Here is a 10,507-nt window from a genome sequence, read left to right as displayed (position 1 = left end):
TGACGGCGACCTGCGGTCGACCAAAAGGGGGGAGTCCTACGTGGACACCGGAGAGGACTTCGGTCCGTGGCTCGCACGGCAGCTGCGCCGGTCGGAGATGAACCAGGCCGACCTCGCGGAGCAGCTCGGTCTGACCCGAGCCGCGGTCTCGGCGTGGATCACCGGTCGAGCGACTCCTCGTGAAGAGACAATGCGGGCCATCGCCGAGGTGTTCCGTATCGATCACGTCAGCGTGCACACACGGACTACCGACGTGGTGAGCAGCCGCCCGGTCTCCTGGTACCACCGCCCCGCCTATGCCGACGGCGGTCGGGATTTCGGAAACGCCGCCACCTTCGCCTTCGAGGCCGACGTCGAGATTCTGGCCCGCGAGGCCACGCAGAACAGCCTGGACGAACGGCTCGACCGCACCAAGCCCGTACGCGTCCGTTACACACTGCACGAGCTGACCGGCGAATCCCTCGCCCGCTTCCGTGAGGCTGTCGCCTGGGACGACCTCTTTCCCCACTACGAGGCGGCAGCCGCCCAGGAGCAGAAGGTCGGGCGAGTCATCGCCGAGGGACTCCGCGACATGTACGAGCGTGATCGACTGATCCTGCTACGGGTCGACGACTACAACGCGTCGGGCCTCACCGGTGACGACTACGAGGACGGCAGATTCGCCGCCGTTGTTCGACGGCAACTCGACAGTCGCAAATCCGATGCGAGCGCCGGTGGGTCGTACGGACTGGGCAAGGCCACGCTCTGGGCAGCGAGCCGGCTCGGGATGGTCCTCATTAACTCCACCCTCTCCGTGCCCCACGAGGGACGGACGGAGCGGCGTCTCATCGGGCGGCTGGAACTGCCGTGGCGTGTTGTAGACGACTCCCCCTGGGCGGGTCCCGCCTGGTTCGGCGAACCCGACACCGCGCCCGGAAGCGAAGAAGTGGCCCGCTCGTGGTGGGCGGACGAAGAGACAGTGGAGAGGCTGCACCTCACACGAGAGAGTTCCGCCCCGGGCACCTCCTTCTTGATCGTCGGTGCGCACGACGTGGCGAGCCTGGCGGACGACTCACCGAGCGGTGAGGACGCGGCCGACGAGGAGACGGTCCAGTCGATGCACGAGCGCCTGGTGCAGGCCCTCGGCCGCAACTTCTGGGCCGCCATGACCGCCGGTAGGGACAAGGCACCGTTGCTGGAGGCGTCCGTACGGACTGTGCGCAACGGAAAGGTGGTCATCGACGAGGAACGTGTCGAGCCGCGGAAGGAGCAGCCGTCCCGGACCCGTGCGCTCAAGGCGTATCTCGACGGCGAAACGGTCGACCGTCTGACGGAGACGGGGCAGGTGGCCGAGATGCGCGTGCCGTTGAAGGTGCCTCCGAGACGAGGTCAGAGCGGGGGAGCGGTCGAGCACGAAGCGGTCCTGCTGATCACGTCGGCCGAGGACCTCGACGGCAAACCGAACCAGATGGTCGCCATGCGGGGCAACCGCATGGTGATCAGGTCGGCCAGGGTGCCCGATCTACCCTTGGGCACCAACCCTTTCCAAGCCGTGCTGCTCACAGGCCACGCAGCTGGGGACGACGCCGACAACGCGGATCGTGCCGAGGCGTTCCTACGGGCGTCCGAGCCGCCGGAACACAACAAGTGGGGGCAGACCGACGAGCTGCGCGCGCTCTACTCGGCCACCGCGCATCGCCGGATCAGCGAGTTCACGCGAGCTGCCAATACAGCCGTGCGGGATCTGGTCGGACGCTCCAGGGAGAAGAGCAAGGGCGGTTCCCATGTGTTGCGTGATCTGCTGGGGCTCGAAACGGGGACGACGGTTCCCACAGCCGCTCGTGGCGGAAAAGTCCCGGCGATCCGTGGCCTCGACGCGGAGCTCGACGCCTCGGGTGCGTGGCGGGTGAGGGCAGAGGTCAAACTGCCAGTGAGTCAGGACCCTTGGCTCCTGCTGCCTGTTGCGAAGTTCGACGTACGGTCAGGCGGTCGTCCTTCCGTCGGGTGGGCGGAGATCGTCGCGGGACAGAACTGTGAACTGGTGGAGGGCAGGCTCCGGTTCAAGGCAGGCGCCCGCACTGCGTCTTTCAGCGCGCTCACCGATGTGTCCACGCACCCCGTTCGCGCGGAACTGGCCGGCTTGATCGTCGAACTGCAGAAGTCGAGGGAGATCTCCGCGTGAAGGTCTATCCGTACCGGAGACTGACCGGTGAACTCTCCCTTGCCGTAACGGGAGTTCGGCAGGAACTCGAAGGACGCTATCAACACGACCTGGACACACGAAGCTTCTCCACTCAGGAACAGGTCGTGGCGTTGCACCAGGCGGAACGGCACGACTGGGAGAGCGTCCGGCTCGGGCTCTCGGCGACCCTGCCCGTCAAGGAACTCGCAGAGGGCCCGTGGACCGAGATTTCGGTCATCGCCGTACTGACGGAGAAGGCGACCAACTCCCGTACGACGGCCCGGCTTGAGCAGGGTGCGGGGGGAGGAGACACCTGGACCGGGCATCTGCGCTTCTGGCGGTCGGCATACCGGAGCAGGGCCGAGCTGTCCGTCGCGGCTGTGGCAACGGTGGACGGGGTGCGGGGACGAGTGATCGGTGAGTCCGATGCCTCTTGGATCGTCGATCTGACGGCCAGTACGCCCATGCGTCAGCGTGAAATGGTCGTCAACGAGGTCGACTTCATTACCGGTCCCGAATGGCTGCGCCCCTTCAAGGACGCCCCCTGGATTGTGGAGACCTCGGGCGACCTTCCCACCGTTCACTTGAACACGGGCTTCGAGGGGATCTCCGAACTCATCAACTCGGCGGGCAGTCCACTGGAGAGAGCGGTACGTGACATGCTCGCTGCGCAGATCGCCGCCGATGTGTGGACGGCGGTCTTCCACTCCCTCGTCAGCGATCTGGAAGTGGATGAGCAGGGCGGGCCGCAATGGCCCGGGGGCTGGCGGGACGGTGTGTTGCGAAGAATGCTCGCCGATGTCCTTCCCGACCACTCCGAACCCGACGCACTGCGTGAGATCCACCTCCGTCGCGCCGAGTCCGCGGCCTGGAACGAGCTTCAGCCACGCATCAATTACGCGGCCGTTCGCCGTGCGAAGGTGGCCAGAAACCTGGGGACGGCGATTCGGACCCTCGATGTGTCCCAGCGGGAGAGCTGAGCATGACCGACAAACCCGAGCACCTGCCCGAGAGACTGGCGCTGCTCTCCGACATCAACGCGGCGAAGTACCTGAGCATGGGAGTTCTCTCCGGCCATGAGTCTCCGCCCTACATCGCCCTGAACAAGCTGACCGAGCCGATGGACGACATGACGGCACGATCGGAGGTCGTTCCGATACGGGATCTCATCGACGACGTGATGCACCTCTATCGGCACGATGTTTCGACCAGGGCGGACGCCTGGCTCGCTCCTCGTCTGCACGCGGCGCTTCGCCTCACACGGAGAGAGGCGGCCGACAGCAGGCTATGGAACTTCCTTGCGCTCGCTGTGGCCCCTGACTACGTGGTGTGGCGGCACCAGCCGCCGAAGGGCAAGGAAGGCCTTCCCTCCATGGTCGCGGCGAGCCGGTTCCGCGGGGCGCACTACACCCAGACGTTCTCCCGCCTGTGGTGGGCCGCCGAGTTGTTCCGGGACGGGAGCGACTACGGCCCAGTGGAGGTGGCCTGCGGGAACCAGGACATCCTCAACACGGTCCTCCGGTTGGACATCATCGATCACCGGCCCACTGCCCAAGCGTTCATACGGCTCATTGCCAAGAAGAAGGTGAACACCGGGCGCGAGGTGAACGCCTTGGCAAGGGCGGCGAACAGCGCCGCGAGCACTTTGATGTACGACGTCCTCGCCGAGGACGACACGTGGGACGGCAGCCTCTTGGGGGAGTGGATCCGGGAGGCTGACTCCGCCCCTCCGGTGCCCCGGAAGGTTCTTCCGAAGGGGCCCGACGACGGCCCGGTGCCCTCGGACGCGATCGACGCTCTCGTCAGCTGTTTCGAGGAACTCTTCGACGAATACGCGAGAGTGCGGGGGAGTTCCGGAGCCGACGGGGACTAGGACTCCGAGGGCAGTGAGTCCCCCTCCTCCTTCAGCGGTGGCTGCCACGTGGCGAGCCTGTTCAGGGCGTCCTCCGAGGGGCGGCCGAGGCCGAGCGCCGCGCTGAGGATGTGCATCCCGAGTCGTGGCGGTACGGCGTTGCCGATCTGCTGGGAGATGTCCTTGCCCCGCCACGGATATTCGGCAGGAAACGTCTGGAGACGACCTGCCTCGGAGAACGTGAAGCGGTCATCAGTGCCGTTCGGCCCTACCACGCGATTGCGTGAGATCTTGCCCGTGACCGTCGCTGCGGGTTGATCGGAGCGACGCTGGCCTCGAGCCTTGGGGTCGCCTCCGGTGCCGTAGTTGGAGATCACGGTGAACGGCGCAGGACGCTCCGGCAGCGCTTCTGCCATGCTCACCCACTTCTTCGGCACCGCATCGCCCATGGCGAGACCATCGTCCGTCCGGTCCGGCCGACTCTTTCCGCCGCGGTAGTGCTCGTGCGTCGGTTTGGGTAGCTTGAGCGGCTGCTGGTCATGAGACGCCTGACTGGTGACACGACGCCGCGCGATGAAAACGGCCCGTCGGCGCGTTTGCGGCACTCCGAATTCCTCGGTCCGCAGGACACCCCAGTCGGTTTCGTACTCGTCGTTGAGCGCTTTGGCGTAGGCCTCCCATACCGGAAGAACCGCCGGGACTTGTTCCAGGACAATGGCGTGATAAGGATCGAGGTCGTCATTGTCGATGGCTTCCAGAGCCCAATGGAGAGGTTGCAGAACCAATCCGGTGCGCTCGTCCTTCAATTTATCCAGATCTGTCGCGATATTTGACCATTTGTCACGATCGACGAGACGCTGGACGAATTCCAGGACGGTGTCCAAGGCTCGACGTCCCGCACCGTGGCCGGCAACGGTGAACGTTTGGCAGGGCGGGCCCCCTGCCAGAACGTTGGCGCCTTCGAAGTCGGAGTCGGTGGGCTTGCACTCACGAACGTCCTTGTGAACGGTGAGAAGGTCGGCCCGCCTGCGCGTCGCGCACGCGCCCGCGTCCCATTCGACCCCGATGCTCGAGAGTCCGAGAGCCTCCGCCGCGATGTCCAGCCCTCCGGGCCCCGCGAACAAGTCCACGATGTGGAAGCGTGCATGCTGGGGTGATTGAGGCTGCGCGGGGGTCATGGCGGAAGTGTAGCCGGCGGAGGATGATCTTCGGGCCATACCTCGGAGCCGGGGCCGAGAGCGGCTTTCGTCGGGTGCTCAGCTCCGAAGCGCGTCGGCGATTGCCCTGCCCAGAGCCTCGCCGACGGGAGGTGGGGAGGCGTGGCCGATCTGGCGGTATCGGGCCGTCTTCTTGCCCGCGAAGACCCAGTCGTCGGGGAAGGACTGGAGCACGGCCGTCTGCTCCACGGTCAGTTTCTTCAGCGGAGATCCAGAGGTGTCCGACTCCTGGGTGCCGTCCGACCCCGGTACCTCGTCGCTCAATGCCCCGCCGTTGATGCCCATCTGGGCCCAAGCCTTCTTCGTGCCCGTCAGCCCGAGGTCGGCGCCCCCGCGCTTGTCGGATCCGCCCACGAGAGTGGGAGCCACACGGTTGGCTTGTGTCGCCCATTCTTCGGCGCCGTGCCAGCCACGTGCCGACATGGAGGGCAGTAGGGCCTCCCCGGCCGTCATGTGACGAGTCACGGTGGGGGTCGGTGGGCGGAACTGATCGAAGAAGCGATCCTTCAGGGCGACGAGCACGCCTTGCTTCCGATCCTGCGGAACACCGAAGTCGGCAGCATTCAGGACGAACCAGTTAAATCTGTACTTGAGGTGTACGAGTTCACTTTGTATGAAGTCGCGGACCTCTTCGAATTCCGGGGCCGTCACGAGGTCCGGTACGTTTTCGATCAACAGGGCCCTTGGTTGGACTACGTGGGCCGCCAGCAGGACCGTGGCTCGCAGCAGGTGCAATTCGAGACCGGTTTCCACGCGCTTTGTCGTCGCTGACGACTTGACGCGCGGCAACCCGGCGGAGAGCAGGTCGATGTCGAAGGCATCCGGATCATATGGCTCCGGGTTCTCGATCGGGTCGAACTGCAGCAGGTCCATCTCGGCGACGTTCCATTTCGGCCGATTGCGGCGCAGAGTTTCACAGGCAATCGGCTTGTTGTCCAGGAGGAGAACCGGATCGAAGCCGGCGCGTTCCAGGCCCAAGGCCAGTCCCCCCGCCCCTGAACAAACGTCGACAGACGTCAACCGCCCCATCAAGGCCTCCCCGTTCCAGTGGATCAACGAATATGCCAAGACGATAGGCGTGATCATCGGCGATGTCGATGGCGAGTGCACGTGACTCGACATCGCGCTGTGGCTCATTTCTCGCCCATGCGTCGCAGAACGGAAGCCTTGACCTCCTCTGCTACTTCGGCTGGCACCTCGTGCTCCCAGAAGCGCAGCACCGTCCACCCCGCGGTGGTTAGGTGCTTGGTGGTCTCTTGATCACGAGCCATATTCTTGCCCAGCTTGGTACGCCACCACTCCGCGTTCGACTTGGGGTGCGTCGCGTGCTGCGGGCACCCATGCCAGAAGCATCCGTCCAGGAAGATTGCGATCTTGGCTTTGGGGAAGACAATGTCGATCGTGCGGCGAGGTATGCCGGGCACCGGCACGTTCACCCGGTAACGGAGACCGGCGGCATGCAGGAGCTTTCGTACCGCCACCTCGGGCGCCGTGTTGCGTGAGCCTTGTCTGCTCATGCGGGCGGAAACGGAGGGGGAGGACGGGATGGCATCTGACACGTGAGCATTGTGCCGGCGTGCCCAGGCATTGCGTGAGTGGAGACCATCCCCGGGCATCCGCGAGGAGCCGAAGGCCGTCCTGTAGCCGCTGGTCGGAGCCCGCCGCGCGCGTACGCGGCCTACATCACGACCGGAACGGAGCCGCTATGGCCGTCGACATTGTCTATGAGGCTCATTCGATCACCGAGGACAATGAGCCTTTTCAACTTCGGTTCGAGCTGGTCATGTGGAGGGTGAGGACGGCTTTGACCAGGTCGGTGATGCGGGTGGTGCTGCAGCGTAGTTTCCGCAGCAGCTGCCAGGACTTCAGGGTGGCGACGGCTTGTTCTCCGAGGGCGCGGATCTTCGCGTGGGAGCGGTTGTGGGCCTTCTGGCCGGCTGAGAGCGTCTCCCACCGTCCCTAGTAGGGCACGCGGACGGTGCCGCCGGCTCCGCGATAGGCCTTGTCGGCCCAGCAGGGGATGTTCGCGCTGGTCAGGGCGTCGATGATCCCGTGGGTGCGGGCGGCGCGTATGTCGTGGACGGCTCCGGGCAGGGCTGGTGGTGCTTGCCGGAGTAGTACGGCCGGTCGGCGGCGATCCGGTCGATCGGCAGCAGTGTCCCGTCCAGGATCACGAATGCCTTGCCGGCCGCCGAGTCGACCGCCGCGGTCACGTCCGGGGCGAGGGCCGCGAGGATCTCCACGGCCTCGGTGATGTACCGGTACACCGTGGTGATGCCGACGCCGAAACCGGCTGCGAGCTGTGCGTATGTGTGACCGCACCGCAGATGGGCCATGACCAGGAGAGCCTGCCGGCCGACGGGAAGACGCCGCCACCGGGTCCCCCTTTCCAAGCGCCGAGCAGCCAGCAGCCCGGAGAGACGACGAAGAGCCGAACTGGAAAGATCGATCCCCGATGGGCAGACAAGCACGTGAAGCTCCGGGCGGACAGGTTGATCTTGGTCGACAACCCATCTACCAGGAGCTTCACCCATCTCTCCACCCAGCCCCCCGCCTCAACACCGCAGGCCACGAACGAGGTTGCAAAAGGCCTCACTGAGTCTGAACGAGGGCGGAGTCGCCCAGGCCAGGGTCAGTCCGGGCGATCAGGTGTTGAGGTTCGCCCCAATATCGCAGAGCTTGTCACCGGTTCTGATCTCTGCGAGGAAGGCCTTGAGCTGCGCCACGCGACCCTCCGCTTCGGCGATCAGCTGATCGGCAATCCGATCCCAGTCGTCAATCTCGGGGTTGGCGGGAAGATCGGCGAACAGATCGGCGATCTCCCGCACGGTCAGACCGACGCCTTGGGCGAGCTTGGCGATCTGGATGCGGCAGGCCGCGGACTCGTCAAAACGGCGCTGGTTGCCCGAGGTGCGCACCGCGGTGATCACGCCGTACTTCTCGTAGAACCGAACGGCCGAGGGCGCCACGCCGCTCTCAGCGGCGACGTCGCTGACCGTGAACTCCCCGCCCGCAGGAACGGCCGCAGGAGGGGCAGGTCGCGGTGTGGTGATCGCCATGGATATCACGGTATACCCGGTCCGGTTTGACTTCAACATATGTTTAACCCTCAGGGTGATGGACGTGACCACACAGACACAGCACCCAAGCAGCCCATCCACCACCTCGGCGCCGGCGCGGAAGCGGATCGCGGTGATCTCCTCCAGCGTCCGTGACGGACGGATGAGCCCGACCATCGCCGACTGGGTCGTCGCCGCCCTCGACCAGACCGGCGGCGTCGAGGTCGACCTGATCGACCTGATCGAGATTTCTCTGCCTGACGACAGTCAGCTCTACCCTGGCGGCGGGCCGGAAACCGCGGTGGGCGAACGTATCGAGGCCGCCGAGGCGTTCGTCTTCATCACCCCTGAGTACAACCACTCCTACCCTGCCTCGCTGAAGCGGCTGATCGACTGGCACTACCAGGAGTGGAAGCTCAAACCCGCCACGATCGTCGCCTACGGCGTCCAGGGCGGGCACGCCGCGATCGACCACCTGCGCGGGGTGCTGGCCGAGCTGAACATGATCACCACCCGCCGATGCATGGGCTTGCCCGCCCCGTGGGAGAGCCTGGACGACACCGAGCGTTACGTGCCCGCCGACAGTGTGACCAAGGCCCTGACCAGCGCCCTGGCAGAGCTGAGCTGGTGGTCCGATGTGCTCACCGACGCCCGTACCAACCGTCCCTTCCCCGCCTGAGAGAAACTCGGCATGGATACGCGCGCACGCAGCGTCGGACTGGTCCTGGCCTTCGCCGGACTGCTGGTCATCATCGACACAACCGTGACGATCGTCGCCCTGCCGGCGATCGTCACCGACCTAGAAACCACACTGTCCCGAGGCGCCTGGATGACCACCGGGTACATCCTCGGGCTGATCGCGGTCATCCCGCTGACCGGGTGGCTCGCCGGCCGGTTCGGAGATCGCCGCGTCTACCTCGCCGGCCTGACGATGTTCGTTCTCACCTCGGTCACTGCCGGGTTCTCCCCAAACGTGGAAACCATGATCGCCTTGCGGGTGCTCCAGGGGCTGGGCGGCGGTGTGCTGAACCCCCTCGGAACAGCGATCGCGATGCGCTCAGTGCCCAAGGACTATCGAGGGCGGATCATGAGCCTGGTCGGGCTGCCGATCCTCATCGGCCCGGCCCTCGGCGCACCCTTGACCGGTCTGCTGGTCGATGCAGCCTCCTGGCGGTGGCTGTTCTGGATCAACCTACCCCTCGGTGTCCTCACCCTCATCCTGTGCCTGCGCCACCTGCCCGCCTCTCAGCGCAGCGAAGACCACGCCCGCGTGGACTGGCCCGGCCTGCTCATGGTCACCACCGGATGCGTCGGGCTGGTGCTGGCCTGCACCTCCATCGGCGACTCGGGGCGCGTCACCCTGACAACGGGCGTCTCGGTCCTGGCCGGGCTCGCGCTGCTGGCCGGGTTCGCCCGCCGCAGTCTGCGCATCGCACACCCACTCGTGCACGTCCGGCTGCTGGCCCGCCGCGAGATCGCCGCGGGGGCCGTGATCACGTTGTGCTTCGCGGGCGGCTACTTCGGAGCCAGCTCCATCCTCCCCGCCTTCGTCCAGGGAGTCCGCGGAGACCCGGTCTCAGTCGCCGGCATCCTCGCCGTTCCCGCCGGCCTGGCCGTCGGGCTCACCCTGCAAATCGCCACCCGTATCATCGACCGCATCCATCCCGGCCGCGTCATCATGCTCGGCACCGGCACCGCCCTTACCGGCGCCGTCACTCTGGGCATCGCGCTCAGCCTCGACGCTCCTTACCTGGTGATCGGTGCGCTGAGCATTCTGGTCGGCGTTGGCTCAGGTGCCACCCTGATGCCCACCATGGTCGCGGCGACCCGCAGTCTCGACGGACCCGAACTGCCCCAGGCCTCCACCGTGCTTGCTTTGTTCTCCCAACTCGGCAACGCCTTGGGCACCGCCCTGGTCGCATCGACCATCACGCTGCTCATCACCGCCCGCGTCGACGGCCTCGACCCCGACGGGCATGGTGGTCTGGCAGCCATCGTCGCGCTCGAACCGGCCGAACGCGCACCGCTGGCCCACCAGCTCGCCAGCACCATCGGCCTGAGCTACGCCACCCCCGCCACACTCATCCTCGTCGCCTTCGTGGCCACCATCTGGGGCATGCGAACCCCGGCACCCGAACGCACGAGCCGCCCATTGGTCCGGTGAGCTTGTGGCTACCCCTTCCCAGGCAGATCATCTTGCCCGCGTTGAACCCAGCGC

Annotated in this window: 9 protein-coding genes and 1 pseudogene; 5 read left to right on the top strand and 5 right to left on the bottom strand. The window is 66.0% G+C overall.

What is annotated here, in order from left to right; genetic code table 11:
• Positions 1-40: 40 nt before the first annotated feature.
• Genes QQY66_RS17835 through QQY66_RS17825 form a run of 3 tightly spaced genes read left to right on the top strand, consistent with a single transcriptional unit; the run spans position 41 to position 4,034 of the window.
• Positions 41-2,161: a helix-turn-helix transcriptional regulator gene (locus QQY66_RS17835; RefSeq protein WP_301981350.1), complete on the top strand. Its 2,121-nt coding sequence runs from the start codon at positions 41-43 to the stop codon at positions 2,159-2,161.
• Positions 2,158-3,141: a hypothetical protein gene (locus tag QQY66_RS17830; protein ID WP_301981349.1), complete on the top strand. Its 984-nt coding sequence runs from the start codon at positions 2,158-2,160 to the stop codon at positions 3,139-3,141. The genes QQY66_RS17835 and QQY66_RS17830 overlap by 4 nt, the downstream gene beginning before the upstream one ends.
• Before the next feature lie 2 nt (positions 3,142-3,143).
• Positions 3,144-4,034 (top strand): DUF6339 family protein, encoded by an 891-nt coding sequence (locus QQY66_RS17825; protein ID WP_301981348.1) that lies wholly within the window; start codon positions 3,144-3,146, stop codon positions 4,032-4,034.
• On the opposite strand, the gene QQY66_RS17820 is transcribed toward QQY66_RS17825, so the two are convergent.
• The 5 genes and pseudogenes from QQY66_RS17820 to QQY66_RS17800 form a co-directional block, all read right to left on the bottom strand.
• On the bottom strand, positions 4,031-5,191 hold the full coding sequence (locus tag QQY66_RS17820) for a DNA cytosine methyltransferase (RefSeq protein WP_301981347.1): 1,161 nt from the start codon (positions 5,189-5,191) through the stop codon (positions 4,031-4,033). The two genes, QQY66_RS17825 and QQY66_RS17820, sit on opposite strands and share 4 nt — an antisense overlap.
• Before the next feature lie 78 nt (positions 5,192-5,269).
• Positions 5,270-6,259, bottom strand: a complete 990-nt coding sequence (locus QQY66_RS17815; protein WP_301987372.1) for a DNA cytosine methyltransferase — start codon at positions 6,257-6,259, stop codon at positions 5,270-5,272.
• Positions 6,260-6,363: 104 nt separating this feature from the next.
• Positions 6,364-6,747: a very short patch repair endonuclease gene (locus QQY66_RS17810; RefSeq protein ID WP_301987370.1), complete on the bottom strand. Its 384-nt coding sequence runs from the start codon at positions 6,745-6,747 to the stop codon at positions 6,364-6,366.
• 244 nt (positions 6,748-6,991) lie between these two features.
• Positions 6,992-7,701, bottom strand: a pseudogene (locus QQY66_RS17805) (transposase family protein).
• A 174-nt stretch (positions 7,702-7,875) separates the two neighbouring features.
• A complete protein-coding gene (locus QQY66_RS17800) occupies positions 7,876-8,289 on the bottom strand; it encodes a MerR family DNA-binding transcriptional regulator (RefSeq protein WP_301981346.1) in 414 nt (137 codons plus the stop codon).
• Here QQY66_RS17800 and QQY66_RS17795 point away from each other — a divergent pair.
• Entirely contained in the window at positions 8,276-8,968 is a 693-nt protein-coding gene (locus tag QQY66_RS17795) for an NADPH-dependent FMN reductase (protein ID WP_301981345.1), read from the top strand. The two genes, QQY66_RS17800 and QQY66_RS17795, sit on opposite strands and share 14 nt — an antisense overlap.
• 12 nt (positions 8,969-8,980) lie before the next feature.
• Complete coding sequence (locus QQY66_RS17790) at positions 8,981-10,453, top strand: DHA2 family efflux MFS transporter permease subunit (RefSeq protein WP_301981344.1); 1,473 nt, start codon at positions 8,981-8,983, stop codon at positions 10,451-10,453.
• Positions 10,454-10,507: the final 54 nt, after the last annotated feature.

The organism is Streptomyces sp. DG2A-72, assembly GCF_030499575.1.
In the GTDB taxonomy this organism is placed as follows: Bacteria; Actinomycetota; Actinomycetes; order Streptomycetales; family Streptomycetaceae; genus Streptomyces.
The sequence above is the reverse complement of the archived record's forward strand: the minus strand, read 5'-3'. Positions and strand labels throughout refer to the sequence as shown.

What these genes read in the sequence shown, in the direction of transcription:
- QQY66_RS17825 (WP_301981348.1), top strand. Translation starts at nt 3,144, where the DNA reads ATGACCGACAAACCCGAGCACCTGCCCGAGAGACTGGCGCTGCTCTCC.
- QQY66_RS17820 (WP_301981347.1), bottom strand. Translation starts at nt 5,191, where the DNA reads ATGACCCCCGCGCAGCCTCAATCACCCCAGCATGCACGCTTCCACATC.
- QQY66_RS17815 (WP_301987372.1), bottom strand. Translation starts at nt 6,259, where the DNA reads ATGGGGCGGTTGACGTCTGTCGACGTTTGTTCAGGGGCGGGGGGACTG.
- QQY66_RS17810 (WP_301987370.1), bottom strand. Translation starts at nt 6,747, where the DNA reads ATGAGCAGACAAGGCTCACGCAACACGGCGCCCGAGGTGGCGGTACGA.
- QQY66_RS17800 (WP_301981346.1), bottom strand. Translation starts at nt 8,289, where the DNA reads ATGGCGATCACCACACCGCGACCTGCCCCTCCTGCGGCCGTTCCTGCG.
- QQY66_RS17790 (WP_301981344.1), top strand. Translation starts at nt 8,981, where the DNA reads ATGGATACGCGCGCACGCAGCGTCGGACTGGTCCTGGCCTTCGCCGGA.